Consider the following 24,524-nt stretch of genomic DNA (forward strand, 5'->3'; position numbering starts at 1 on the left):
GGAGTACGTCGTCATGCGCAAAACCACGTTGATCACGGGCGGTGCCGGCTACATCGGTTCGCACACGGCATTGCAACTGATCGAAGCCGGACACTCGGTGCTGATCCTCGACAATCTGTGCAACAGCAGCCGCGAAGCAGTCGCACGGCTGGAGCTGTTGAGTCATTCGCACGTCGATTTCATCGAGGGCGATATCCGCGACGCCGCACTGCTGGACGAGATTTTCAGCACCTACGCGATCGACGCCGTGCTGCATTTCGCCGGCCTCAAAGCCGTTGCGCAGAGCGTGCGCCGGCCGATGGATTACTACGCCAACAATGTGTTCGGCACGCTGAACCTGTGTCAGGCGATGGCCCGCGCCCACGTGTTCAATCTGGTGTTCAGTTCCTCGGCGACGGTGTACGGCGAGCCGGCCCGCATGCCCATCGTCGAAGAGCACGGCACCGGCAAACCGGTTAATCCCTACGGGCGTTCCAAGCTGATGATCGAAGAATTGCTCAGCGACCTTGCCCTCGCGGATGCGCGCTGGAACATCGCCGTGCTGCGGTACTTCAACCCGATCGGCGCGCACCAAAGCGGATTGATCGGTGAAGCGCCCAATGGACGGCCGAACAATCTGCTGCCGTGCCTGACCGAGGTTGCCAGCGGCCAGCGCGCTGCGTTGACCGTGTATGGCAACGACTATCCAACCGTCGACGGCACCTGCGTTCGCGATTACATCCATGTGCTGGATCTGGCCGAAGGTCATCTCAAGGCGCTACAGGTTTTGCAGGGCGACGAGCATGGCCTGCACGTGTGGAATCTCGGCAGCGGCAACGGCTACAGCGTGTTGCAGATCATCAGCGCCTTCGAAGACGTCACCGGCCTGCGCATTCCCTACCGCTTCGCCCCACGCCGCGCCGGAGATATCGCCGAGTGCCGCGCCGACGCGAGCAAGGCTGGGCGCGAGCTGGGCTGGCGGGCACAACGCGAGCTGACGCAGATGCTCATCGACAGCTGGCGCTGGCAGACCAGCAACCCATGGGGCTACCGCCCGCAACCGGCGCCGCTGCTGGCGGTGGGCACTTGAACCGGGGCAAATCCACGTTAGGGACGACTCATGAACAGATCACGATGCTTGCTGTTGGTTTTGCTAATGCTGAGCGCCGGCGTCAGCGCCAATATTCCACGACCGGTCACCGATGGGCTGGTGTTGTGGCTGGACGGCAATGATCCGGCCTCGATGAGTCTGGAGGGGCAAAACCAGGTCGTGCGTTGGCTGGATAAATCCGGCAAGGGCAATGACGTGGTCGTCGACAACCGCACGGCGACGACTTTGCCGACGCGCGTCGACAACGCCCTCAACGGCCACGGCGTGGTGCGCTTCAGCGGCACGGCGGCATTCATGGGCCAGGCGATTCGCACGAGCAAAGGCCCGGTGACGGTGTTCGTCGTCTCGCGGCGCTTGCCCGAGCAGGCCGGCGGCAAGGGCTGGCAGCGCCTGTTCAGCTCGCGGCCGCAACTGGCGGACAACGACAACGTCGCACCGAATTTCGGCATCAGTGTGCAGCAGACCACCGCCTACGAGCCGGCGCTGGCGTTGCTGGAAACCAGTGACGTGCCGATCGGCCCGTTCGCGGTGGCGCGCAATGTGGTGGGCACCTCGGAAATCCTCCGCGGTGACATCGCCGAAGTACTGGTTTATGACCGCCCATTCAGCAGCCAGGAAGAACGCCGCAACGTGTTCGAGTATCTGGCGCAAAAGTGGGCGGTCGCCATTCCGCAACAGGTCGATGCCTGGACTCGCGTCGGCCCATTAGGCCCGACCCCGACGCACGTTACGCCCGACCTGCCGTTATCGGACCAGGCCAATGCCGGCGGTTGGAAACGCGATACGCGGCTGTCCGACGAATTCAACGGCAGCACCCTCGATGCCGAACGCTGGCACGTCAACAACGCCACCAGCACCGATTCCCTCGGGCGCAAACCGGCGCTGTTTTTGCCGGAGAACGCCAAGGTCGGCAACGGCAATCTCAACATCACTTTCCGCAAACAGACCTTGCCGGAAAAATACGTAGCCCTGGGCTATAAGGATTACAGCTCGGCGATGGTGCGAACCAACGAACGGGGGATGTACGGCTATTACGAAGCCCGGGCGAAACCGATGAACTCTGCCGGTTCCAGTGCGTTCTGGCTGGCGTGGACCGGGCTGCCGGACAATGCCACGGAAATCGATATCTTCGAAATCGGCGGCAAGACCCGCAACGAAGCCTTTGATCGCCTGTACAACATGAACGCGCATGTCTGGACCAGACCGCAGAACGATCAACACCTGAGCTCCGGCAGCACCTGGATCGCACCGTGGCGGCTGGCCAATACTTTTCATGTCTACGGCTTTGACTGGCAACCCGAGACTTTGCGCTGGTACGTCGACGGCGTGCTGGTGCGAGAGGCGAAAAACAGTTACTGGCACTTCCCCATGCAAATCGTCTTCGACAGCGAAGCGATGTGGGACTGGTTCGGCGTGGTCGACGATGCTGACCTGCCGTCGGTGTTTCGCATCGATTACGTCAGGGTCTGGACCCGCTCGCCGCAGTAGTGCTGTGTTCAACGGGTTTGGACCTTCGCTTGCATCCGCCACAGCGTGCGGAAACCTCCCTGACGCTCGCGCAGTTCTTCCGGCGTGCCGTCCTGCACTAACTCGCCTCTCTCCAAGCGCCATCCCCCGCCCCTCGATACCCGCAAACATCACTCGATCCTGCTCGCAAAGGTTGACGTGCGCCAAGCCAACCGAGCGGCTGCCCTCGCCCTTTGCTCTACCATCCATCGGCTGTGTTGGAAAATCATCAAACCCAAGTGCAAGTCCGTTATCAGAATCGGTAACCACTCCAGCAACAGACATCCTCGAGGACACTCATGGCTAATGATCCCTCCAACTCCGATCGCATCTGGTCCAGACCGGAGCATGCGGTCGAGACAACCTTTCCTGCCAGCAATCCGATTTCACCGTGAGTCTTGACCGGCGCAGCCTCAATCTGGTCGCGGCAGCGTTCGCGCTGACCGCCTTGTCCTATGGCCTCGCGCGCTTCGCCTATGGACTGCTGTTGCCGCAGATTCGTCAGGATCTGACGCTCAGCGTGACCGCTGCCGGCTGGATCGGTGGCGGTGCGTTTGCGGCTTACTGTGTGGGCATCGTTGCGACGTTTGCCTGCAACGGCAAAGTCAGTCCGCGTGGGTTGACGGTGATGGCCGGCGCCGCTGCGACGCTGGGCATGGGACTGGTGGTTGTCGCTTCGTCGGGGCTGACGTTGGGCTGCGGTGTGGCGCTGGCGGGATTGAGCACCGGTTTGACTTCGCCGCCATTGGCCAGTGCGGTGGCAGCGCGTCTTGATGATGCGGATCGCCCGCGGGCCAATGGTTTTATCAATGCCGGGACGGCGGCGGGCATCGTTTTTTCCGGTTTGGCGGCGATATTGGCGGCCGGGCAATGGCGCCGGCTGTATGCCCTGTTTGCCTTGATCGGCATCGGCGTCACGATCTGGCTCTGGTTTGCGGTACCGCGCCGGGTCGAGCGTGACGTCGCGCAGAGCTTCTCGCTGGCAATGCTGCGTCGACCCGGCGTACTGCCTTTGTGCGCCAGTGCTTTCCTGATGGGGTTGGCGAGCACGGCGATCTGGACATTCGGCGCCGATATATTGCGCAGTGAGGCTGGTTTCTCCGATCAGGCGATTGCGTGGGCTTGGATCGTATTGGGCGCTGCGGGAATCAGCGGCTGCATGACGGGCGTGCTCACTGGCCGCTTCGGTGTCGCACGCATGCAGCATCTGGCGCTTGCCGGGATCGCCCTCGGGACATTGGGCCTTTCTGCCGCATCAGTTTCCGCCGGATCGGGCCTCGCCGCGATGTGCCTGTTTGGCGCGCCCTACATCGTTTCTTCAGGCGTTTATCTGCTGCAAGGCATTCGTTTGTTGCCGGACCGCCCGGACCTGGGACTGGGCATTCCGTTTCTGCTTCTGGCGCTCGGTCAGACCGCTGGCACGCCGGTTTTCGGCGCGGTGCTGGAGGCTGCCGGTGTGATCGTTGCCCTTTGTGTTTTCGCGGCGGCCGCTTGCGCCGCTATGGTGCTGTGCCCAAGAGATGGTGAAAGTCCGCGCAGACAGATGTGCCAATCCACCGAAGGCTTGGGTCGCTAATGATTTTTATCGTCAGGAGTACAAACCATGGCCGTAAACATCAGCAATCTCACCCTCTCCACTCCGGTACCCGTCTCGGCGACCAATCCGGTCGCACTGGAGCTCAACGGCGCCGAAGCCATTGCGCAATTTCCCAGCATCGTCACCGTGCTGCCGGACGGATCGCTGCAACTGTCCGCGCCGACCAAAGGCGCCTCAAGCAAGAGCACCCACCGCACCCGCTGCGAATGGAAAGAATCCTTCTATTGGTCGCTGGCCAGCGCCGCTGACCACCTCAACTATCAGGAGATGACCGTGACCAAGGTCAACTCTGCGCAGAAAGTCGTTATTTCGCAGATGCATGTGAAAAACGACGACAGCCCCGCCATCAAGGTGTTCTGGCAGAAAGGCAACATCACCATGGGCTTCCGCCAGAGTTTCAACCAGCCCACCCCGGTCAACACCACGGTGCTCAAGGGCGTACCGCTGGGCGCGAAATTCAAGGTGACCATTCGCGCCAACTCTGCCGGCGTGGCCCGCGTCACCGTCGACTACAACGGCGTTGTCGGAACATCAGGTGATTTGCAGCTCGACTCAACCTGGAATTCGCAGGTGTTCAATTTCCACGGCGGGGTCTACAACCAGATCGACTACACCGACGCCACGCCGCCAGAGGATGGCTCGATCTGCATCATCAGTGATTTGTTGATTTCGCATACCTAGGCGCTGAAACGAGCAAGGGCCTGCGTAGTTTTTGCATGCAGGCCCTTGTCGGAGCTCAGCCCGATGATTGATTTTCAGCCTCCTCTCGAACCTCAAAACAGCCTGCGTCCTAACGTCGCAGCCTTCAGCTCTTGGCAAATCCTGCGCAAGCCGTAGAATCCCGCGCGCTCTCGCATCGCGCGTCTGGTCACAGACGCGAACTTGCAGGGCTGGCCATGTCGTCCGACGTCACCACCCTGCCCGATCGGCAGACCCCCTGCACAACACCTGTTCCAGCCTGGCAACCGCACGCGCAGTGGCGCACGTTGCGCTGTTCGATTTCTTGAGGTTTTTTATGTCTCCGCGTTTGCTGGCCATGGCGCTGGCGCCCCTGCTCGGGCTGTTCATTATTGCTCTGGGCAATGGTTTTCTGTCTTCCCTGACCACCCTTCGCCTGGACGCCGCCGGTGCCTCGGCGACGATGATCGGAGTTGTTTCGTCGGCCTACTTCATCGGCCTGACGCTGGGCGCGGTGTTCAACGACCGGCTGATTCTGCGCATCGGCCATATTCGTGCCTACGGCAGCTTCGCCTCGCTGATCGCCGTGACGATCCTGTTGCAGGGGCTGTTCTATGACACCTGGGGCTGGCTCGTCCTGCGCCTGATCAATGGCTGGGCCACGGTGGGTGTGTTTCTGGTGATCGAGAGCTGGCTGCTGCTGGCCGGGGACGAGAAGATTCGCGGGCGCTTGCTCGCGCTGTACATGATCGTCCTTTACGGCGCTGGCGTTCTGGGCCAAGCGACGCTGGGAACCATCACTGGCATGAGCGACAGCGCGCCGTTCATGGTCGCCGGCATGCTTGCTGCGCTGTCGGTGCTGCCGATCGTGATCCTGCCGCGCGTGTCGCCGCTGCTCGATCAGGTCGAGCCGCTCAAGCCCCGGCAACTGCTGGGCGTGACGCCGACCGGGCTGGTCGGCTGTTTCGGCTCGGGGGTGACCATCGCGGCGATTTACACCTTGTTGCCGCTGTATCTGCAACGCAGAGGTCTGGACGTCGGTGAAGTCGGCAGCATGATGGCGTGGACGATTCTCGGCGCGATGTTGCTGCAGTATCCGGTCGGACGCTGGTCCGACCGCACCGATCGCTTGCAGGTGTTGACGCTGCTGACGGTGGCGTGCACCGCGTTATCACTGGTGATTGTGCTGCTGCCGCTGTCTTCGACAATGCTCGCGGCGATGCTGTTTCTGCTCGGTGGCGGCGTCTTCGCGCTGTACCCGGTTGCCGTCAGCCACGCGGCCGACCGCGCGCCGGCCGAAGCGTTGGTGCCGATGATTCAGGGTTTGCTGCTGATCAACTCGCTGGGCTCGGCCATCAGTCCGATGATGATCTCGCCGGTGATGAACTCGTTCGGCGCCAACGGCCTGTTCTGGGTATTTGCGGTGGTCAACCTGAGCATGGTCAGCTTTTTCTTCTGGCGCCGCGGCAAACGCCCGGTGCCGGCCAACCCCGCACCTTTCACGGCGGCAGCAACCTACTCGCCGACGGGTGCGGAGTTGCGCGTCACCGAGGATTTGCGTGTGGCCGCTGAGGAGCATCCGGCGATGATGGATGCGATCAGCGGGGAACTGGTGACGCAGCCACGGTGACCGCTGATCAGCAACTGCCCGGCGGGATGCCGTCCTTGTTGAAGTCCTTCAAGCGCTCGCGCTCTTCTTCGGTGGAATGCGCCGGGGTGGTTTGATCCGGTACTTCTTGCGGCACTTCGGTTTTTTCTTCAGTCATGGCTTTGCCCTCGTTGTCGATGCTATTTCGGCATCGGCGAGGGCCGGCAGTTCCGGATTTTCAACTCCACCGCAGCCATGCGCTTCAGTTACGGCGAGCATTACCTTCAGCGAACAGCGCCAGATGCTTGCCTCAAGAGCGGGCACGCTCAATCAACATCCTCTGCAACGTGTTGTCCTTCACCCAGTAATGGTGGAACAGCCCCGCCAGCGCGTGCAGGCCGATCAGCCAGTAGCCGGCACTGCCAATCCATTCGTGCCAGTACTTGAGTTGTTTGGCCAGGTCCGGATCAATAGCCACCGGCGCCGGCACATGGAAACCGAAGTACGGAAACGGTTTATCGCCCGCCGCGAGCATGAGCCAGGCCAGGACAGGCGTGACAATCATCAATCCATACAGCGCCAGGTGCGTCAGGTGCGCAACTGCGGTCTGCCACGCCGGCGGTTTGGGGGTGATCGGTGGACGCGGAGTCAGGCGGCCGATCAGGCGAATCCACACTAACGCGAAGATGCTTGCGCCAAACAGCCCATGCATACCCATCAGCAGGCCGCGTGCTTCGCTGCCTTTGGGCATATAGCCTTTTATTTCGACGCACGCATACACACCAACGAACAACGCCAGCATCAGCCAATGCAGGATGATTGAGAGTTTTCCATAACGGGTTACAGCGGTGTCGCGAATCATAGGAAACGCCTCGTGATTGTTGTGGAGCGACGATCATCTCGCTCGAAATTATCGATCCGGTTGCCCTGAATCAAGGCTAACCATGCTTGCCCAGCCTTAAGGGAGTCTGAAGATCGGCGCTGCGGTTAACGGTTTTTCATCTTCAGACTTCGTTAAGAAATGGCTTGGATACTGCGCTCAAACCCATTGAGGGAGGCGTTCTGCCCATGCCCGAATTCGACTGGAACATCCCGCTGCCCCTGCACTTCGGCCAGGCCGAATCGTTGCCGATGACGCTGAGAAACGCGTTGCCGGAGGACGAGCTGCGCGCGCCCTTCGAAGCCTTTATCCAGCAGCGTTTTCGCACGGCTCACGGTGCCGAAATCCGCCATTTCATGCCCGAGCTGTTCGGCATGCACAACAGCGATGGCCAGTTGTGCGCAGTGGCCGGGGTCCGTCGAGCGCATCTGGAGGCACTGTTTCTCGAGCGCTATCTGGATGAACCGATCCAGTCGTTGATCAGTGCCGCCGCCGGTCGCGCAGTGGATCGCACGGTCATTGTCGAAGTCGGCAACCTCGCCGCCAGCGATACCGGCAGTGCGCGCCTGAGCATCATCGCCATCACCTATCTGCTGGCCATGGGTGGCCTGGAATGGGTGACCTTCACCGGCAACATCGGGCTGGTCAACAGCTTCCATCGCCTGGGTCTGAAGCCCGTGACATTGTGCGCCGCTGATCCACAGCGACTGGGTGACGAGCGTCGGCACTGGGGCAGTTATTACGAAAGCAAACCCTGGGTGCACGTCGGCAACATTCGCGCGGGATTTGTTCATCTGCGCAATATTGGCCTGTTCACTCGCCTGGGTTTGCCGACTTCCGTTGAAGGAGCCTGCCATGTCGCTTGAATTGCAGCGTTTCCAGGAAACCCTGCGCGACCATGCCCGGCGCAATGACAACGCCTCAGCCCTGTGGGGCGACACGCTGAGAATAGATTACGCCACGCTGTATGCCGAGGTGTTGTATCGCCAGGAGCGGCTGCGCGATGAGCAGGTGCAGGTGATTGCGCTGGCGCTGGACAACGGCGTCGACGCGATGCTTTGGGATCTGGCTGTGTTGTTCGAAGGCTTGACCTGCGTAACGCTGCCACCGTTTTTCAGTGCCGCGCAGCGCGCCCATTGTCTGGAGCAGAGCCAGGCCGAACGGGTGATCGCCGAGCCGGTACTGCAAGCCGAGCTGCTGGCGGCGGGCTATGAATTACGAGGTGAATTCTGGTGTCGCTCGTTCAATGGCCCGAGTCGCATGCCGGCGGGCACCGCGAAACTCACGTTTACCTCCGGGACCACCGGCACGCCGAAAGGGGTGTGCCTGAGCGCCGACAGCTTCCTGCGCGTTGCCCGGGAGCTTGATCAGGCAAGCGCAGCCACTGGACCGGAGCACCATCTGGCGCTGTTGCCTTTGGCGATTCTGCTGGAGAACCTGGGCTGTTATGCCGCGCTATACGCCGGTGCGGTGTTGAGCCTGCCAAGCCAGACAACCCTCGGCATTCAAGGTGCCAGCGGCATCGATGTTGCGCGCCTGCTCGGTTATCTGGCCAAGCGTGCGCCGGAGAGCCTGATACTCGTGCCACAGCTGCTGCAAGTTCTGGTCAGCGCCGCTGAACAGAAGGCTTTCGATCCGCAAACCTTGCTCTTCGCCGCGGTCGGTGGCGCGCGGGTGTCAGCGGATCTGCTGCACCGCGCGCAACGGGTCGGGTTAGCGGTTTACGAGGGATACGGCTTGTCCGAGTGCGCCTCGGTCGTATGCCTCAATCGCCCCGGCGCGCGCCGTCCGGGCAGCGTCGGGCGCCCTCTGCCTCATATCGAGGTGCGGTTGGCCGAGGACGGGGAAGTGCTGATCAAGGGTTCGGTGTTGCTCGGTTATCTGGGGGAGCCGGCGTATACCGATCAATGGTGGCCGAGTGGCGATCTGGGCGAGTTCGATCCGGAAGGTTTTCTCTATCTCAAGGGCCGCAAAAAACACCAATTCGTCACCAGCTACGGGCGAAACGTCAACCCGGAATGGGTCGAGTCGGAACTGACCCAGCGCCGCCACATCGCTCAAGCGTTCGTCTATGGCGAGGCGATGCCGCACAACCACGCCCTGCTCTGGCCGCATCGTCCGGACTGCAGCGATGCCGAGCTGGCCGCTGCCGTCGCCGAAGCGAACGAGGCGTTGCCCGATTACGCCCAGGTGCATCAGTGGACGCGCCTGGCGCAGCCCTTCACCGCCGCCAACGGCCTGCTCACCGCCAATGGCCGGCCGCGCCGTGACGCCATCATCGCGCAGTACCGCACGCAACTCACCGAATCCGCCACTTCCGAGGAATCCGCATAATGAGTTTTTTCGACACCCTGCAAGAAGCCACGCAACGCGAACGCCACGAGCTGTTCAACCTGCCGATCATCGTCGATGCGTTGCAAGGCAAGGTCAGCCTCGACAGCTATCGGGCCTTTCTTGCCCAGGCTTACTACCACGTGCGCCACACCGTGCCGCTGATGATGGCTTGCGGTGCACGCCTGCCGACGCGCCTGGAATGGCTGCGCAAAGCGGTGTGCGAGTACATTGAGGATGAATACGGCCACGAGCAGTGGGTACTCAACGACATTGCCGCCTGTGGTGGTGATCGCGACACCGTGCGCGATGGCCAGCCGTCATTGTCAATCGAGCTGATGGTCAGTTTTCTCTACGACCTGATCGCCCGGGGCAATCCGGTGGGTCTGTTCGGCATGGTAAACGTGCTCGAAGGCACCAGCATTGCCCTGGCGACCCACGCGGCGGGGAGCATTCGCGATCGCCTGGCGCTGCCGGAAACGGCATTCAGCTATCTGAGCTCCCACGGCGCGCTCGACATCGAGCACATGCAGACCTATCGGCGGTTGATGAATCAGCTGGAAGACCCTGACGATCAAGCGGCGGTCATTCATGCCTCGAAAGTCGTCTATCGCCTCTACACCGACATGTTCCGTGATCTGCCGCGCGACGCTGAGGCTCAACATGCAGCTGCATGAAGCCCGCGTGGTGCTGACAGGTGCCAGTGGCGGCATCGGCCTGGCCATCGCCAGTGCCTTGTGCGCCGCCGGTGCCAGGGTATTGGCCGTGGCGCGGCATCAGGAGGCGCTGTTGCCGCTGCTTGAGCGGTATCCGCAGAACCTGTGCTGGGTCGCCGCCGATCTGACCTTCCTCAGCGATCGGCGCAAAGTGTTGGCCGCCGCCGACGCCATCGGCGGCATCAACCTGCTGATCAACGCCGCCGGGGTCAATCACTTCGCCATGCTCGAACAGCTCGATGACAGTGACATCAACGCGATGCTGGCGGTGAACATCAGCGCGCCAATCTGCCTGACCAAAATGCTCTTGCCGCTGCTCAAGCAGGCTGACAGTGCGATGGTGGTCAACGTCGGCTCGACCTATGGCTCGATCGGCTACCCAGGTTACGCCAGTTATTGCGCGAGCAAATTCGCCCTGCGCGGATTCTCCGAGGCGTTGCGCCGCGAGCTGGCCGACACGCGGGTCAGCGTGTTGTATGTAGCGCCCCGGGCCACCCGCACCTCGATGAACAGCGCCGCTGCGCAAGCCTTGAACGATGCCCTCAAGGCCAGCGTTGACGATCCGCAGACCGTGGCGTCGGCAGTGATGCATGCGATTGCCGGCGACCGTCGTGATCTCTACCTAGGCTGGCCGGAGCGATTTTTCGTCCGTTTGAACAGCTTACTTCCGCATCTGGTGGATCGCGGTCTGCGCAAGCAATTGCCACTGATCCGCCGTCTCAGTGAAAAACCTGACAACGAGGCTTCAAAGCCATGAAAAAACTCTCCACATGCCTGCTGTTTGCCGCCCTCAGTCAAAGTGTCTGGGCGCTTGAGCCGGCTGATCAGCAACGTCTCACCGGCATCCAGCAGAACTGGGCGCACATTCAATACGAGGTCGCGGAAAAGCAGCGCGCCGCGGCGTTCGAGCAATTGGCCAACGAAGCCAACGCGTTCACCACGCAACGTCCGAATGTGGCCGAAGCCTGGATCTGGAAAGGCATCGTCACCAGCAGTTGGGCCGGTGCCGAGGGCGGGCTCGGTGCCCTGGGCAAAGCCAAGGACGCCAAAGCGGACCTGGAAAAATCCCTGACGCTTGACCCTAAAGCCCTGCAAGGCTCGGCATACACCAGCCTCGCTGCATTGTACGATCGGGTACCGGGCTGGCCGATCGGCTTCGGCGACAGCGACAAGGCCGAGCAATTGCTCAAACAAGCCCTGCAGCTCAACCCCGATGGCATCGACAGTCTGTACTTCTGGGGCGACCATCTCTACCGTCAGAAGCGCTACGCTGAAGCCAAGGCAGCGCTGATCAAGGCCAGACAAGCCGCACCCCGTGCGGGCCGCGAAAGTGCCGACGCCGGACGTCGCAAAGAGATCGACACCTTGCTGGTGGACGTGAACAAGAAACTCGACTGAAAGGAGTGCGCGTGCGTTTATTACTGATCGAGGATGACGTAGCGCTGGGTGAAGGCATCTATCAGGCGCTGGGCCGCGAGGGATACACCGTCGACTGGCTCAAGGACGGCAGCAGCGCCTTGCATGCACTGCTCAGCGAAACGTTTGATGTCGCCGTGCTGGACCTCGGTCTGCCGCGCATGGATGGCCTTGAAGTGTTGCGTCGTCTGCGTGACAGCGGTTCGAACCTGCCGGTATTGATTCTCACCGCGCGCGATGCCACCGAGGACCGCATTGCCGGACTCGACGCCGGTGCTGACGATTACCTGGTCAAGCCGTTCGACCTCGCCGAACTCAAAGCCCGTCTGCGCGCCTTGTTGCGCCGCAGTGCCGGGCGCGCCCAGGCGCTGATCGAACACGCCGGCATCAGCCTCAACCCCGGCACCCAGCAGGTCAGTTATCAAGGCCAGCCGGTCGCGCTCACCCCCAAGGAATATCAGTTGCTGCACGAACTGCTGTCGCCGCCGGGGCGGGTGATGACTCGCGATCAATTGATCCAGTTGCTCTACGGCTGGAATGAAGAAGCGGAAAGCAACACCCTGGAAGTGCACATTCATCACCTGCGCAAGAAGTTCTCCACCGACCTGATCCGCACCATCCGCGGCGTGGGTTATCTGGTGGAGGAGCGTCGATGACCTCGATCCGCCGGCGCACGCTGACCCTGATCATCGGCCTGTTACTGGCCGGTCTGGCGGTACTCAGCCTCTTCAACGTGCATGACAGCAACCACGAAATCGCCGAGGTCTACGACGCGCAATTGGCGCAGAACGCACGCCTGCTGCAGGGCGTGATGCGTATGCCGATGGCGAGTACCGAGCACGCGCAGTTGTATCAGGCGTTCAATCAGGCTCTCGGGGAAGCCAAGCCACGGGTTGACGGACATCCTTACGAAAGCAAAATCGCCTTCCAGGTGTGGAACCCGCAAGGCGAGGTGCTGGTACACACCGCCAGTGCGCCCTCCTTCACTGCGCCGCCGACGAGAACGGGCTTCAGCGACGTTGTCGATCTGAAAGGTCGGCAATGGCGAGCGTTCATGCTGGAAGACAAGCAGAACGGCCTGCGCATCTGGGTCGGCGAGCGCGACGATGTGCGCACCGACCTGGTCGACCGCATCGTACGCCACACGCTGTGGCCGAACATGCTTGGCAGCCTGATCCTCGCCGCGATGATCTGGCTGGCCATAGGCTGGGGACTCAAGCCCCTGGCAGACATGGCGGCGACTCTGCGCGCCCGTCACAGTGGTTCACTTGAGCCGCTGCAACTGACGCCCCTGCCCAGTGAGCTGGAGCCAATGCAGGCAGCGCTAAATCGCATGCTCGCGCAGATTCAGGAAGTGCTCGGCCGGGAACGTCGCTTTATCGCCGATGCCGCGCACGAAATGCGCACGCCGCTGGCGGTGCTGCGGGTGCATGCACAAAATCTGCAGGAGGCCGGTACCGAAGAGGAGCGTCGTGAGTCACTTGAGTTTCTGATCTCCGGAGTCGACCGCACGAGCCGACTGGTCAATCAGCTGCTGACCATGGCGCGTCTTGAACCCAAACCCAACCCGCCGCCACTGCAACGCATTGATCTCAGCGAAACCGTACGCAACAGCCTGGTGCAATTGACACCATGGTTGCTGAGCAAACACCTTGAATTGATCTTCGAGGTCAGCGACCAACCGTTTCATGTCCTCGCCGACCCCGCCGCCATCGACATTGCGCTGAATAACCTGATCACCAACGCGGCGAATTTCTCCCCCGAACACGGTGCGATCACCGTGCACCTGAGCGAGTCCGATGGCTTCTGTCATTTGACGGTCGACGATCAAGGGCCGGGAATCGATGAATCGGACAGAGAGCGATTGTTCGAGCGTTTCTACAGCCGTGGCACGGCGCATGGAGCCGGGTTGGGGTTGACCATTGTCAACACCATCGCGATGCGACTGAACGGACGGATTGAACTGACAAACCGCGCAGAGGGAGGTTTGAGGGCGACGTTATCGATTCCGGCAGGGGAATAATCATCCGATTGATTCAGCTGTATGCCGCCGGCCCCAAATACCTGCTGCTCAGCGCTCTGCTCTACGCGCCTGGCTCGTTGATTTACCTGGGCACGCTGAAAACACGTCAGGGTCAGCCGCTCAGCGGTCCGGAAACGGGTGTGTTGATCATCATCTGGGCCGCCGCGATTTACGCTGGCCGGATGTTGTGGGCCGGAACGCTGACTTTGTAAGGTGCACCAGCGTTTGCGCTAGACCGCCAGTACGCTGCAGGGGTCCTGGTACAGTGAAAAACCTGAATATCGAGGCTTGTCCACCACCCTTGCGAAAGCGCCTGGAAAACCGACAAAGCGGCGATGAAACTGGCGAGCGGCATTGATCTGGATCAATCGCTGCGACGACAAACTGGATCGAAATAGGGTCATGATTCGGCGGCGCCCGCGTTTCGGATCAGGGACAGTCACAAGCTGCTCGAACACGTGAAAGTTACAGATGCGGCCACAGGGTGACAGGTCCGCAACCCACCCTCATTCTTGCTTTGCGAGGTTCACGATATGGTCATCAATGATCCAGCCATGACAACCGCCAATGTCCGCGACGCAATCGATGACAGTGGCGCACTGTTTCACGAAGCCGATCGGCTCAGCGAACAGGCCTATGCCGTCCTTGAAGAGCCGTTTTCTCCAGACACCATGCACAAGTTCAGCGAAGCGAGGAAACGCGCCGATGAGAAATATCGGCACGCCTGGCAACAATGGCAATACGCACATGGCGGGCGCAGTCACTGATTGATTACCCTCAACCGATTACCATCAACTGCTGCGATGACCGGTCAGGCTGTGGCAGGGATTGCCTTGACCATCAACAAGCTGCAAGGAGCCCGGTTCTCCAGGCATTCGGCCGTGCCGCCGATGAAGCCGTCCAGCGCTTGATGGTGACAGATACCGAGCACCAGCAGGTCGAACGCGTTCTGCCGGGCGAAGTCTTCGATCACCCGGTACGGGACACCTGCAAACATGTGGCTGTGCTGTTCATCGAGACCATAGCGCTCGGCCAGCGTATCGAAGGCTTCCTGCTGAGTGTCGTTGATCGCATCGCGCAAACTGTGATCCAGACTCAAGTTCGGCACACTCATCGCCGCATCACCCACCACCGACCAGTTGCTCACATTCAACAAGTGCAGCGACGCATCGCATTTCGCTGCCAATGTCGATGCAACGCCGAGTATCCGGTCGTTGAGCCCTTGGGTCAGATCCTCGAGATGCGACAGGTCAATGGCCGCCAGTATCTTCAAGGGTTTCGGATGTGCGGCCTCGGTGACCAGATGCACGCAGGCGGGACAATCTCGTATTAATAGCCAGTCCAACGGCTGGTGAAACGTTTGATTGAGCGCCGAAACATGGTGAGCATCCTTGATCACCAGATCAACATGAAAGTCGTTGATGTACTCAAGTACATGCGCCGGCGTGGCCCTGGCCCAGACCACTTCGGTGCTGATTTGCACGCCAGCGCCACGTTGAAACCGGGCCTGCTGCTCCAGCCACTGGCGATGCATCTGCAAATAGCCTTCACGCGCTTGCGCCATGGCGTCGTGGTCGAACAGACCGGCCAACGCCAGGGACTGGACATGATCGAACGCCACGATGTGCAGCAACGCGCCAGTGGCCCGAGCCAGCGCCTGGGCGCGATCAAACGCCGGGGTGCGGGTCATTTCGGCAGGTGCGATCAACAGAATTCGTTTGAGCCTGAACATCACGAGTGTTTCCAGTCAGCGCCATCGGACGATTCTGCAACTCTGCCAACCGCCACGCTTGATATGCATCAAGTTTCCCCATTAACCCTGCAATACAAGAGCGGCGAAGAGCCCGACGCCTCTGTGAGTTCCCTCCCCGCCGTTCGTCCGTAATCACGCTGGCACGCCAAACGAAAAGTACGTGCGCTGCGAAGACTTCTATGCTTATCACACTCATTGGAGGCTGCTTATCCATGCTTGAAGCCCACTCGCCCCCGCCGATTCTCAAAACTGCCTGTTCCAACTGCAGCGTGATTGAGTTGTGCCTGCCGCTCGGTCTGACTGGCCCGGAGGTTGATCGACTCGACACACTGATCGTGCAGCGATACAAGGTGAAGAAAGGCGCTGCTCTCTACCGGACGGGGGACCCGCTACGCTCGCTGTACGCCGTGCGAATAGGCTCGTTCAAGACCAGCGTGGTCTCCGTCGACGGCCGCGAGCAAGTGACCGGTTTTCATATTCCCGGCGAAATGCTCGGGCTCGACGCCATCAGTATCGATCAACACGCGTGTACTGCGTATGCGCTGGAGGACAGCGAGGTCTGTCCGATTCACTTCGCACAGCTGGAAAAACTCGCGCAAAGCCTGCCATCCCTGCAGCACAATCTGAATAAACTGCTGAGCCGGGAAATTGTGCGCGATCACAGCATGTTGATGCTCATGGGCAACATGAACTCAGATGAGCGCCTCGCGGCTTTCCTGCTCAACCTCTCACAACGCCTCAGCTCCCGTGGCTATTCCTCGAAAGAGTTCGTGCTGAAAATGCGCCGTGAAGAAATCGGCTCCTACCTTGGGCTGCGTCTCGAAACCATTTGCCGCGGCATTGCCCACTTGCGCGATCAGGGTTTGGTGGAAATCACCGCACGCGACGTAAAAATCCGCAACATGGACGGCCTCAAGCAGATGGTGTCGGGCTGCAACCGCCAGCAGCATTGAGCCCGTCCATGAGTTCCTGCCATGCCTTCGCCATCCCTCGGGCAAGCCATATCGAAGCGATGGGCGCGCTGTTTCGATGCACTTGAAATCACCTGTCTTTCTAACCGTTGAACGTCGCTTGAAAAGCTGCGTACTGCCGATGCCGGCAAAACCTTGTGCGTTGGCTGAGCGGTGATGCGTTGCGCAAATCGAGGGAACTCCGATGGCCGACTCAAGCAAGAAAATGAGCCTCATGGGGCTCACCACACTGGTGACGGTGAACATGATGGGCTCAGGCATCATCATGTTGCCGACGAGCATGGCCCAACTCGGGGCTGTTTCATTGTTGTCATGGATCGTCACCGCTGTCGGCTCCGTGGCCATCGCGTATTGTTTTTCCCAGTGCGGCATCTTCTGCCTGCGCTCTGGCGGGTTATCTGCCTACACCGAAGAGGCGCATGCAAAGTCAGGATTTTTTCTGTGCTCTTACCTGTACTTCCTGTCGCTGGCCATCGCCAACGTGGCGGTGGCCATTTCGGCAGTGGGATACATGACATCGTTCATGCCCTGGCTGGGAAGCGGCGCCATTCCCTTATTCGTTGGGACAGTCGGTCTGCTCTGGCTGACCACCGTGGCGAATTTCGGCGGCCCAGGCATCACCGGCAGGATTGGTGCGGTTACGGTGTGGGGGGTGATCATTCCTGTAGCGGGCTTGAGCATCATCGGTTGGTTCTGGTTCAAACCCGATCTGATCATCGCCGCCTGGAACCCGAATCAACTGCCGATATCCGAGGCCATCAGCAAAGCGATTCCCCTGACACTCTGGGCGTTTCTCGGCATGGAGTCGGCAGCCCAGGCCTCAGATGCGGTGGAAAACCCCAAGCGCACCGTACCGCTGGCCTGTCTGTTCGGGACATTGGGCGCAGCGGTGGTCTATGTGCTATCGACGACGGTCATTCAGGGCATTATTCCCAACGCCGAACTGGCCAACTCATCTGCTCCTTTCGCGCTCGTTTATGCGCACATGTTCAATCCCCTGGTCGGCAACATCATCATGGCGCTCGCGGTAATGGCCTGTGTCGGCTCGCTGCTGGGCTGGCAGTTCACGTTGGCGCAAACGGCCAAGGTGACCGCTGATCAGGGCATGTTCCCGAAACTGTTCAGCAAGGTCAGCGCACGCAACGCCCCCATCGTCGGGATGCTGGTCTGCGGCGTACTGCAGACCTTGATGGCGCTGTCGACCATTTCGCCGAACGCGAGCGCGCAGTTTGGAAAACTCGTCAGCCTCGCCGCGGTGACCAACCTGATTCCCTACGTGACGGCGGCCACCGGGCTGCTGGTCATGATGTACAAAGCCAGAGTCAGCGCCGCCGTATACACGCGCAATACCCTGCTGTTAGTGGTTGCCGTGGCCTATTCGTTGTATGCGCTGTATGCCTGCGGCAAGGACGCGGTGTTCGGCGGCATCCTGGTCCTGGTGTTCGGCTACCTGCTTTACGGTTTCCTCGCCAAACGTTTTGTCGCTGCCCCTGCGCCTGTCGGCCCCCGGCCTGATAACCCTTGATCGAAGTCTTCGGTACAGCACAGATATCTGAATTCGAGGAACCGCGCGCATGAACGTGAAACTGATCAGAGCCCACCACCTGCTGCTCGTCTGCGTCCTTGCGCTGCTACCGGTAGTGACCCATGGCAATACGCTGGAGCGCATCCGTGCCAGTCAAGCGATCACCCTTGGCTACGTGCCTGACTTCATGCCTTTCAGTGATCAGACCGCCGATAAAGCCAGCGGTTATGCCATCGATCTCTGTCTGAAAATAGCCGAGAAGGTCAGGATCGATCTGAATCTGCCGACGTTGAAAATCCAGTACCAACCGGTCTCGCTCAACGACGAGATGAGCGCCTTCAGTTCCGGCAGGATCGACATTCTTTGTACTCCGACCCCACCCACGCTGGCGCGGCGCAGGATCGTCAGTTACTCGGTGCCGATTTACACCGCTGGCCTCTCGGCTGTGGTGCGCCAGGATGCGTCCGAAACCTTGCTCAATGTGCTGAATGGCAAAGTGGCCCATACCGGACCAACGTGGCGAGCCACGGTGAACCGTGGTCTGGCCAACCAGACGTATGCCGCCATCGCCGGCGGGGTCACCGAAACGTGGATACAACAGCAGATGCGATTGCTGGGTGTGGTAGCCACGCTGGTCACCGTAGAAAACGCAGAAGCCGGTCTGAAGCTGGTTGCCAATGGCAAAGCCGATGCCTTCTTCGCTGAACGCATGATGCTCAAACATCTGCTGACCAGAAATTATCCATCGGGCAACCTGGTGCTATTGGAGCGGATTTTCGAGTACGCACCGACGGCGATGGCAGTGGATCGAGAGGATGAGGACTTTCGTCTGCTGGTCGACACGGCGCTGAGTGAAATGTACCGATCCGGCGAAATTGAACAGGCATTCGACAAACATCTGGGCGGCGCCAACAGTGCCGCCAAAAAGCTCTTCAGGATCTATGCAATACCCTAGCGAGCCAGCGAACAGGCCGGCTCGCTACGCTGCGATCATGCTCACCGCACAGGCTCTTTCCTCACCGCCAGAATGCTCCCTGGCAGCGAATACAATGCGCGCTCGGTGGTGCTGCCGATCACGCGTTCGATGCCCACGCGATGAACCGTGCCCATCACCACCACGTCGGCCAGGTACTGCTCGACGAACTCATTGATGACCTGCACTGGATGGCCCATGACGAAGTGTCGACGCTCAGGTGGCACACCGTGACGATCGGCTAGCGCGACAAAAGCCTGATGCAGTGTCTGACGCAGCTCGTTCGCCAGATCTTCGTTCCAGCCACCGTTGATCATTGGTGCATCGCCGTTGAAAGCGGCGGACAAATCGTAGGCGCATAGCAGGTGCAACGGCACGTCGCAGTGCAACGCCAAAGCGTTCGCCGATCGTATGATGACGTCGTTCAAGCCATTGATTTGGGTATCTGGATCAAACGGGTCAACGGCCGCGACGACACGATGCGGCAACGCATAGCGAATCTGATTGACCAGATGCACGGGGATCGGACACTCACGCAGCAGGTGACAATCGAGCGGCGTGATGAACACGCGCTTGAGCGCCGGTTCCAGTCGCACATCCTTGATCAACAGGTCGGGCTTGAGCACATGGACGGTCTTGAGGATGTCCAGCAGCGGATGGCTGGAGAAGACCACATCAACGGTGCCGTCCAGCCCATGGTTGCTGAGCTGCTCGAGCTCATCGGCCACCCAGCGACGGTAGCGCCGCTGATAGCGCTGAGCATCCACGTCATCGATTTTTTCCTCCCACAGATGGGCGATCGGCACCGGCTCGACGAAGGCCCGCACATCCAGTGCCGCCCCGCTCGCCTTGGCCAGCGCGATGGCACGCAGCATCGCCGCCGATTGATGCAGCGTCTGGTCGGCGACCAGCAACAGACGTTCATATTGGCCCATCACACACCTCCGCTCGGCACCGGCGCGGTGGGCCGGCAGGCTTCAAGACTGCGCCCGCTCGCCCTGGCCGGGCGTTGATTTACATCAAACCCGGGTCAATCAACGAGGCGCATGGCAGCTGTCTGATGTAGATCAGATGTCGCCATGGGCAACCGCGTAGAAGGGAGGCAAGCGGACGCTTTTTCAACGCCCGCCAGCCTTTTGAACCGGATGGAGAATGACCATGCTCACCGTCAAAGACCACAACGATCAGGCCGTGGCCGCTTACGCGGCGGTTTCCGGTCAATACTGGATTGAGGCGCTCAAGGACGGTCGCCATGTATTGATCCGGCCGCTCACGGAGAAGGATCGCTTGCGCGAATACGACTTCATCAAGCGCCTGTCCCCCGAATCCAGGCACATGCGTTTTCTCGCCCAGATCGGCGAACCCGGCACTGCTCTGCTCGACCAGTTGATGGACACCGATAACAAACAGCGCACCGCCTTCATTGCACTGGTTCACGAGAACGGCAAGTTGATCGAAATCGGCATCAGCCGCTATGCCGGCACAGGCAGACATCAATGCGAGTGCGCGGTGACGGTCGCCGATGAATGGCAGCACTTGGGCTTGGGCACGTTGCTGATGGAACACTTGATCAAGGCAGCCCGCCACAACGGATTTCGCCAGATGTACTCGGTCGATGCCGCCAGTAACGCGGCGATGCGCGATCTGGCCAAAAGCCTGGGCTTCGAAACCCACAATGATCCGGACGACGCACGCCAGGTCATTCATCGTCTTGACCTGTAAATGAATCGCCCCGAGGTGAGTCGGCCAACGATTCACCTCGGGGCGTTCGTGTTTCAGGATTGCAGTGTGGGTTGCGGCTTGATCGCCAGCACACTGCAAGGTGCCCGATGCAGCAGCTGTTCGGCGGTGGTGCCTAACAACTTGCTCAAGCCGTGGTGCTGCACTGTGCCCATGACAATGACGTCGATCTGCTTGTTGATGGCGAACTCGCAGATACTGCGCACCGGTGCGCCCTCGATGAAGTGCCGGCGTGAGACCGGCACGCCGTGGCGCTCGGCCAGGGCCGTAAATGCCTCATGCTGCGCAGTGCCCAGCGCTTCATGAATCCCGGTGGCCAACGGCAATGCGCCGAACCCCATGTCCGTGGCGTAAACCGCCGTCCAGTCGTAAACATGCACCACATCAAGACTGGCATCGCACTGCGCGGCCAGTTGGGTGGAGGCATCGATGATTTGATCGTTGAACAGGCAGTCCTGCTCTTCGCTGCGCAAGACATCGACGATGGCCAGCACACGGCGTGGGCGCGGATGAGTGTCGTCGGTCACCAAATGCACCGGCACCGGGCAATCGCGTAACAGTTGCCAGTCCAGCGGGGTGTAGAAAATACGCTCCAGCACGGATTCGTGCTGCACATCCTTGATGATCAATAGCAACGGCATCTCGTTGATGAACTGCAGGATCTCGGCGAAGGGATCCTGAACCCACACCACCTCGCTGGTGACCATGATCTGATGCCTTGCCAGCAATGAAGCCTGCTCTGCGAGCCACTGCCGGTGAGTGCGCAGATAACCATCGCGGGCGAGGCGAATCTGCTCGGGGGCAAACAGCCCTGCCACGGCCAGCGCCTGCAAGTAATCGAAGGCCACGATGTGCAACGGCAACTGCATGGCCTGGGCCAGTGCAGCCGCGCGCTCGAACGCCGGCGTGCGCTCCATGGCTGAAGGAGCGATCAACAGTAAACGCGGAATCTGTGACATGGGATACCTCGGCATGCGGCCAGCCAGAACAAACAGTCTTCAGGGTGAATGCTGTGGCCATTGGCAGCTTGATCTTTATCAGCAAGAGCACCGATTGCGCTCAAAACAGCACAGTGCCCGCCCACATGGCCAAGGTCAGCAACAACTGCCCCGGGATCACGCAGGCAGCGAAACGCCTGCCGCCGCTGACCCACGCCACCACGCATTTGCTCACCGAGTTACTGCTGACGGCAATCAGCGCTGGCACGACTATCGAGTCATAAGGCACCTGGCCCGCCTTGGCCAGGCTGGCGATGGACGCTGTGGCAGAGTGCGCATCGGCAAAGCCCGAAAGCATTGCGGTAAGCCACAGACCCGCCTGACCAAAGTGGCTGAGCATGGCCGAGGAGACGAATGTGATGCCGGTAAGAGTCAGTGTCACGATGACCGCGAGTTTCAGATTGAACGCCCCTGCCGTGTCGACCGGTTTGCTGCGGCTCCCTCGCGTGGGGTCGGGGAACATCAGGCAGGCGCCGTACAACAACGTAGCGATCAAGCCGAAAAGCAGTGGCGTCCATACACTGTTCAGCAGATTCGGATCAACCATCATGAGGATCAGTCCGACCTGTATCACCGTTGCCAGATTGGAGAAAATCGCAGCGGCGCTGAGGATGCGGATGTTGCCCGGCTCATGGGCAAGGCGTTGGCCCATGGTCGCGATCGTCACGGTACTGGAGGCGAAGCCGGATGCAATCGCGCTGATGACGTAGCCATAGCGCGAGCCCAAAGCGCGCACGGCAATGTGGCCGAACGCGCCGACCAGCATCAGCAACACCGTCACGGTACAAATGGTGCGCAGATTGATCGCGGCGTACGGGCCGATATAGCGGTCCGGTGCCAATGGCAGTATTACCAGCGCTGCGATCAGCAAGATCAGGCCATCGCGCATTTCAGTTTCGGACAACTGGCTGTTGGCAAAGTGATGCAGCGTCTGGCGATAAGTCAACAAACCCGCGATCACCACGCCAAGGGCAATGGCCAGCGCCGGCGCGGTTGCGCACAACGCGCCCAGGATCAGCACCGCGATCAACGCCACCTCGCTGGTCAGCCCAGGGTCGTCGCTTTGACTACGCCAGTACGCAACGCTGGTCAGCAACGTGACACAGCCGGCGACAATCCCCAGCAGCAGGCCACCGCCGACCTGTAGCGCGACATACCCCAACAGCGCGGTAATGGCGAACGTGCGCAAACCGGCGCAGTGTCGCGCATCGCCGGTGCCCTTGTGCCGTTCACGCTCAAGACCGATGAGCATGCCGATCCCCAGCGCCGCAGCGGCGCCGGACAGATCAAAAACCTCATTCATGATGGGTAGCGTCCCGCAGGGTTTGCGCACCCTGCTCTGCACTTGGCTTATGGCGAGCATTCAGCACTTGCGCTGATGCGGCGAGCCGTTGCCGGCCTCGCTGGCAACGGCTGGGCAAACGCATTCGGCCACTCATGAGGAGCGTTGATACGGGCCTCAAGCACCTCGACAAATTCCTGCGCAGCCTTAAGGCTCCTGAAGCCCACATCCCAGTCATCCATGTGCACGACCCAGCCATGGGGAGCGTGTTTTTCAGTGATCTTGATGTTCATGGAAACCCCCGCTTCAGCGGCCTGCCAATGGCTTTCAAGGAGTGATTGCGACTTTCATGACCCCGTCGCGTTGATGAGCGAACAACTCATACGCCTGCTCGATGTCGTCCAGTTTGAAACGGTGAGTCACCAGCGGTGACAGATCGACGGCGCCGCTCTGCACCACCGCCATCAGGCGCCGCATGCGCTCCTTGCCGCCGGGGCACAGGGTGGAAACGATGCTGTAATCGCCCAGTCCGGCGGCAAACGCGCCGAGCGGGATGTGCAGATCGCTGGAATACACCCCGAGGCTGGACAAGCGCCCACCCGGGCGCAGCACACGCAACGCCGACTCGAATGTGCCTTGGGTGCCCAGTGCTTCAATGGACACATCCACGCCACGGCCATCGGTCAACGCCATGATCTGCTCCACCACATTGCCGTCCTTGAAATTGACGGTATGGGTCGCGCCCAGTTGGCGCGCCATTGCCATGCGTTCGGGCACCGCGTCGACACCGATAATCGTGGTGGCGCCCTTCAGGCGCGCTCCGGCCACGGCGCAGAGGCCGATGGGACCCAATGCAAATACTGCGACAGCGTCGCCGATGGCGATCTCGCCGCGCTCGGCCCCCGAGAACCCGGTGGACATGATGTCCGGACACATCAGCACCTGTTCATCGCTCAACTCATCGGGGATCGGGCACAGGTTGGCCTGTGCATCCGGCACCAATACGTACTCGGCCTGGCAACCGTCGATCGTGTTGCCAAACTTCCAGCCGCCAATGGCCTTGAAGCCGTGCCGGGTGTCGGGGCCGTCCTGCGAGCCGCAGCCACACAGGCACGCGTAACTGTGCCCGCTTGGGGTGATGGCACCGGCGATCACTCGCTGCCCTTCGATAAAACCGCGTACTTGCGAGCCCAATCGCTCAATGATGCCGACCGGTTCGTGCCCGATGGTCAGCCCTTTGGCCACTGGATATTCGCCGCGCAGGATATGTACGTCGGTGCCGCAAATGGTTGTGGTGGTCACGCGGATCAACGCATCCAGCGGCCCGACCTCGGGAATCGGCTTGTCATCAAGCACGATGCGGTTTTTTTCAACGAATATTGCGGCTTTCATGGTGGCCATGATGACTTTCCCTCCGCCGACAGGTGAGTGCAGAGCAGAGCTTGAGCCGCGGCGAC

At 60.6% G+C, this 24,524-nt stretch carries 26 protein-coding genes; 18 read left to right on the top strand and 8 right to left on the bottom strand.

Annotated features, from left to right (window positions below):
* Positions 1–13 precede the first annotated feature (13 nt).
* The 5 genes from galE (at position 14) to AB4N48_RS11685 (ending at position 6,501) form a co-directional block, all read left to right on the top strand.
* Entirely contained in the window at positions 14–1,069 is a 1,056-nt protein-coding gene (galE, locus tag AB4N48_RS11665) for a UDP-glucose 4-epimerase GalE (protein ID WP_460095469.1), read from the top strand.
* A 30-nt stretch (positions 1,070–1,099) separates the two neighbouring features.
* The gene (locus AB4N48_RS11670; RefSeq protein WP_460095471.1) at positions 1,100–2,578 is read left to right on the top strand and encodes a family 16 glycosylhydrolase; all 1,479 of its coding nucleotides are present in this window, start codon (positions 1,100–1,102) and stop codon (positions 2,576–2,578) included.
* Positions 2,579–2,987: 409 nt separating this feature from the next.
* The gene (locus tag AB4N48_RS11675; RefSeq protein ID WP_460095472.1) at positions 2,988–4,172 is read left to right on the top strand and encodes an MFS transporter; all 1,185 of its coding nucleotides are present in this window, start codon (positions 2,988–2,990) and stop codon (positions 4,170–4,172) included.
* A gap of 27 nt (positions 4,173–4,199) precedes the next feature.
* Positions 4,200–4,874, top strand: a complete 675-nt coding sequence (locus AB4N48_RS11680; RefSeq protein WP_056785602.1) for a polysaccharide lyase family 7 protein — start codon at positions 4,200–4,202, stop codon at positions 4,872–4,874.
* Positions 4,875–5,208: 334 nt separating this feature from the next.
* Positions 5,209–6,501, top strand: a complete 1,293-nt coding sequence (locus tag AB4N48_RS11685; RefSeq protein ID WP_095179835.1) for an MFS transporter — start codon at positions 5,209–5,211, stop codon at positions 6,499–6,501.
* A gap of 7 nt (positions 6,502–6,508) precedes the next feature.
* Here the strand turns inward: AB4N48_RS11685 and AB4N48_RS11690 are convergent, their stop codons facing one another.
* Positions 6,509–6,637: a hypothetical protein gene (locus AB4N48_RS11690; protein ID WP_024012797.1), complete on the bottom strand. Its 129-nt coding sequence runs from the start codon at positions 6,635–6,637 to the stop codon at positions 6,509–6,511.
* Between the two features lie 132 nt (positions 6,638–6,769).
* On the bottom strand, positions 6,770–7,321 hold the full coding sequence (locus tag AB4N48_RS11695; RefSeq protein ID WP_460095473.1) for a cytochrome b: 552 nt from the start codon (positions 7,319–7,321) through the stop codon (positions 6,770–6,772).
* A gap of 206 nt (positions 7,322–7,527) precedes the next feature.
* Between AB4N48_RS11695 and AB4N48_RS11700 the strand changes: the two genes are divergently transcribed.
* The 9 genes from AB4N48_RS11700 to AB4N48_RS11740 all read left to right on the top strand — a co-directional run bounded on the left by AB4N48_RS11700 (position 7,528) and on the right by AB4N48_RS11740 (position 14,592).
* The gene (locus tag AB4N48_RS11700) at positions 7,528–8,205 is read left to right on the top strand and encodes a thermostable hemolysin (RefSeq protein ID WP_460095474.1); all 678 of its coding nucleotides are present in this window, start codon (positions 7,528–7,530) and stop codon (positions 8,203–8,205) included.
* Positions 8,195–9,673 carry an AMP-binding protein gene (locus tag AB4N48_RS11705; protein WP_460095476.1) on the top strand — a complete coding sequence of 493 codons (1,479 nt, stop codon included), beginning with the start codon at positions 8,195–8,197 and terminating at the stop codon, positions 9,671–9,673. Before AB4N48_RS11700 ends, AB4N48_RS11705 begins: the two co-directional genes overlap by 11 nt.
* Positions 9,673–10,347: a TenA family transcriptional regulator gene (locus tag AB4N48_RS11710; RefSeq protein WP_252869432.1), complete on the top strand. Its 675-nt coding sequence runs from the start codon at positions 9,673–9,675 to the stop codon at positions 10,345–10,347. Before AB4N48_RS11705 ends, AB4N48_RS11710 begins: the two co-directional genes overlap by 1 nt.
* Positions 10,334–11,143, top strand: coding sequence for an SDR family oxidoreductase (locus AB4N48_RS11715; protein ID WP_095179828.1), 810 nt, complete (start codon positions 10,334–10,336; stop codon positions 11,141–11,143). Before AB4N48_RS11710 ends, AB4N48_RS11715 begins: the two co-directional genes overlap by 14 nt.
* Positions 11,140–11,784 carry a tetratricopeptide repeat protein gene (locus AB4N48_RS11720; protein ID WP_122704553.1) on the top strand — a complete coding sequence of 215 codons (645 nt, stop codon included), beginning with the start codon at positions 11,140–11,142 and terminating at the stop codon, positions 11,782–11,784. Before AB4N48_RS11715 ends, AB4N48_RS11720 begins: the two co-directional genes overlap by 4 nt.
* Before the next feature lie 11 nt (positions 11,785–11,795).
* Positions 11,796–12,458 (top strand): response regulator, encoded by a 663-nt coding sequence (locus AB4N48_RS11725; protein WP_016774538.1) that lies wholly within the window; start codon positions 11,796–11,798, stop codon positions 12,456–12,458.
* On the top strand, positions 12,455–13,825 hold the full coding sequence (locus tag AB4N48_RS11730) for an ATP-binding protein (protein ID WP_460095477.1): 1,371 nt from the start codon (positions 12,455–12,457) through the stop codon (positions 13,823–13,825). Before AB4N48_RS11725 ends, AB4N48_RS11730 begins: the two co-directional genes overlap by 4 nt.
* Positions 13,826–13,833: 8 nt before the next feature.
* A complete protein-coding gene (locus AB4N48_RS11735; protein WP_224787232.1) occupies positions 13,834–14,037 on the top strand; it encodes a hypothetical protein in 204 nt (67 codons plus the stop codon).
* Between the two features lie 342 nt (positions 14,038–14,379).
* Positions 14,380–14,592 carry a hypothetical protein gene (locus AB4N48_RS11740; protein WP_252869429.1) on the top strand — a complete coding sequence of 71 codons (213 nt, stop codon included), beginning with the start codon at positions 14,380–14,382 and terminating at the stop codon, positions 14,590–14,592.
* A gap of 44 nt (positions 14,593–14,636) precedes the next feature.
* Here the strand turns inward: AB4N48_RS11740 and AB4N48_RS11745 are convergent, their stop codons facing one another.
* Entirely contained in the window at positions 14,637–15,557 is a 921-nt protein-coding gene (locus AB4N48_RS11745) for a universal stress protein (RefSeq protein WP_460095478.1), read from the bottom strand.
* A 233-nt stretch (positions 15,558–15,790) separates the two neighbouring features.
* On the opposite strand from AB4N48_RS11745, the gene fnr reads away from it, so the two are divergent.
* From fnr to AB4N48_RS11760, 3 genes are all read left to right on the top strand, one after another.
* Positions 15,791–16,531 carry a fumarate/nitrate reduction transcriptional regulator Fnr gene (fnr, locus tag AB4N48_RS11750; RefSeq protein WP_252869427.1) on the top strand — a complete coding sequence of 247 codons (741 nt, stop codon included), beginning with the start codon at positions 15,791–15,793 and terminating at the stop codon, positions 16,529–16,531.
* A gap of 202 nt (positions 16,532–16,733) precedes the next feature.
* Positions 16,734–18,074: a putrescine-ornithine antiporter gene (potE, locus tag AB4N48_RS11755; RefSeq protein ID WP_460095479.1), complete on the top strand. Its 1,341-nt coding sequence runs from the start codon at positions 16,734–16,736 to the stop codon at positions 18,072–18,074.
* Between the two features lie 49 nt (positions 18,075–18,123).
* The gene (locus AB4N48_RS11760; RefSeq protein ID WP_460095480.1) at positions 18,124–19,029 is read left to right on the top strand and encodes an amino acid ABC transporter substrate-binding protein; all 906 of its coding nucleotides are present in this window, start codon (positions 18,124–18,126) and stop codon (positions 19,027–19,029) included.
* Between the two features lie 41 nt (positions 19,030–19,070).
* Here the strand turns inward: AB4N48_RS11760 and AB4N48_RS11765 are convergent, their stop codons facing one another.
* On the bottom strand, positions 19,071–19,982 hold the full coding sequence (locus AB4N48_RS11765; RefSeq protein WP_460095481.1) for a universal stress protein: 912 nt from the start codon (positions 19,980–19,982) through the stop codon (positions 19,071–19,073).
* A gap of 223 nt (positions 19,983–20,205) precedes the next feature.
* On the opposite strand from AB4N48_RS11765, the gene AB4N48_RS11770 reads away from it, so the two are divergent.
* The gene (locus AB4N48_RS11770; protein WP_252883742.1) at positions 20,206–20,769 is read left to right on the top strand and encodes a GNAT family N-acetyltransferase; all 564 of its coding nucleotides are present in this window, start codon (positions 20,206–20,208) and stop codon (positions 20,767–20,769) included.
* A 53-nt stretch (positions 20,770–20,822) separates the two neighbouring features.
* Here the strand turns inward: AB4N48_RS11770 and AB4N48_RS11775 are convergent, their stop codons facing one another.
* From AB4N48_RS11775 to AB4N48_RS11790, 4 genes are all read right to left on the bottom strand, one after another.
* Positions 20,823–21,746, bottom strand: coding sequence for a universal stress protein (locus AB4N48_RS11775; protein ID WP_460095482.1), 924 nt, complete (start codon positions 21,744–21,746; stop codon positions 20,823–20,825).
* Between the two features lie 100 nt (positions 21,747–21,846).
* Entirely contained in the window at positions 21,847–23,088 is a 1,242-nt protein-coding gene (locus tag AB4N48_RS11780; protein WP_460095483.1) for an MgtC/SapB family protein, read from the bottom strand.
* 47 nt (positions 23,089–23,135) lie between these two features.
* Positions 23,136–23,360: a hypothetical protein gene (locus AB4N48_RS11785; RefSeq protein ID WP_236168978.1), complete on the bottom strand. Its 225-nt coding sequence runs from the start codon at positions 23,358–23,360 to the stop codon at positions 23,136–23,138.
* A 34-nt stretch (positions 23,361–23,394) separates the two neighbouring features.
* Positions 23,395–24,468 carry an NAD(P)-dependent alcohol dehydrogenase gene (locus AB4N48_RS11790; protein ID WP_252869420.1) on the bottom strand — a complete coding sequence of 358 codons (1,074 nt, stop codon included), beginning with the start codon at positions 24,466–24,468 and terminating at the stop codon, positions 23,395–23,397.
* Positions 24,469–24,524 lie beyond the last annotated feature (56 nt).

It is taken from the genome of Pseudomonas sp. S2_C11, from assembly GCF_054668395.1.

Excerpts from the sequence above, each read along its gene's own strand:
- galE (WP_460095469.1), top strand. The coding sequence starts at position 14 with ATGCGCAAAACCACGTTGATCACGGGCGGTGCCGGCTACATCGGTTCG.
- AB4N48_RS11670 (WP_460095471.1), top strand. The coding sequence starts at position 1,100 with ATGAACAGATCACGATGCTTGCTGTTGGTTTTGCTAATGCTGAGCGCC.
- AB4N48_RS11680 (WP_056785602.1), top strand. The coding sequence starts at position 4,200 with ATGGCCGTAAACATCAGCAATCTCACCCTCTCCACTCCGGTACCCGTC.
- AB4N48_RS11685 (WP_095179835.1), top strand. The coding sequence starts at position 5,209 with ATGTCTCCGCGTTTGCTGGCCATGGCGCTGGCGCCCCTGCTCGGGCTG.
- AB4N48_RS11690 (WP_024012797.1), bottom strand. The coding sequence starts at position 6,637 with ATGACTGAAGAAAAAACCGAAGTGCCGCAAGAAGTACCGGATCAAACC.
- AB4N48_RS11695 (WP_460095473.1), bottom strand. The coding sequence starts at position 7,321 with ATGATTCGCGACACCGCTGTAACCCGTTATGGAAAACTCTCAATCATC.
- AB4N48_RS11700 (WP_460095474.1), top strand. The coding sequence starts at position 7,528 with ATGCCCGAATTCGACTGGAACATCCCGCTGCCCCTGCACTTCGGCCAG.
- AB4N48_RS11705 (WP_460095476.1), top strand. The coding sequence starts at position 8,195 with ATGTCGCTTGAATTGCAGCGTTTCCAGGAAACCCTGCGCGACCATGCC.
- AB4N48_RS11710 (WP_252869432.1), top strand. The coding sequence starts at position 9,673 with ATGAGTTTTTTCGACACCCTGCAAGAAGCCACGCAACGCGAACGCCAC.
- AB4N48_RS11715 (WP_095179828.1), top strand. The coding sequence starts at position 10,334 with ATGCAGCTGCATGAAGCCCGCGTGGTGCTGACAGGTGCCAGTGGCGGC.
- AB4N48_RS11720 (WP_122704553.1), top strand. The coding sequence starts at position 11,140 with ATGAAAAAACTCTCCACATGCCTGCTGTTTGCCGCCCTCAGTCAAAGT.
- AB4N48_RS11730 (WP_460095477.1), top strand. The coding sequence starts at position 12,455 with ATGACCTCGATCCGCCGGCGCACGCTGACCCTGATCATCGGCCTGTTA.
- AB4N48_RS11740 (WP_252869429.1), top strand. The coding sequence starts at position 14,380 with ATGACAACCGCCAATGTCCGCGACGCAATCGATGACAGTGGCGCACTG.
- AB4N48_RS11745 (WP_460095478.1), bottom strand. The coding sequence starts at position 15,557 with ATGTTCAGGCTCAAACGAATTCTGTTGATCGCACCTGCCGAAATGACC.
- fnr (WP_252869427.1), top strand. The coding sequence starts at position 15,791 with ATGCTTGAAGCCCACTCGCCCCCGCCGATTCTCAAAACTGCCTGTTCC.
- potE (WP_460095479.1), top strand. The coding sequence starts at position 16,734 with ATGGCCGACTCAAGCAAGAAAATGAGCCTCATGGGGCTCACCACACTG.
- AB4N48_RS11760 (WP_460095480.1), top strand. The coding sequence starts at position 18,124 with ATGAACGTGAAACTGATCAGAGCCCACCACCTGCTGCTCGTCTGCGTC.
- AB4N48_RS11765 (WP_460095481.1), bottom strand. The coding sequence starts at position 19,982 with ATGGGCCAATATGAACGTCTGTTGCTGGTCGCCGACCAGACGCTGCAT.
- AB4N48_RS11770 (WP_252883742.1), top strand. The coding sequence starts at position 20,206 with ATGCTCACCGTCAAAGACCACAACGATCAGGCCGTGGCCGCTTACGCG.
- AB4N48_RS11775 (WP_460095482.1), bottom strand. The coding sequence starts at position 21,746 with ATGTCACAGATTCCGCGTTTACTGTTGATCGCTCCTTCAGCCATGGAG.
- AB4N48_RS11780 (WP_460095483.1), bottom strand. The coding sequence starts at position 23,088 with ATGAATGAGGTTTTTGATCTGTCCGGCGCCGCTGCGGCGCTGGGGATC.
- AB4N48_RS11785 (WP_236168978.1), bottom strand. The coding sequence starts at position 23,360 with ATGAACATCAAGATCACTGAAAAACACGCTCCCCATGGCTGGGTCGTG.
- AB4N48_RS11790 (WP_252869420.1), bottom strand. The coding sequence starts at position 24,468 with ATGGCCACCATGAAAGCCGCAATATTCGTTGAAAAAAACCGCATCGTG.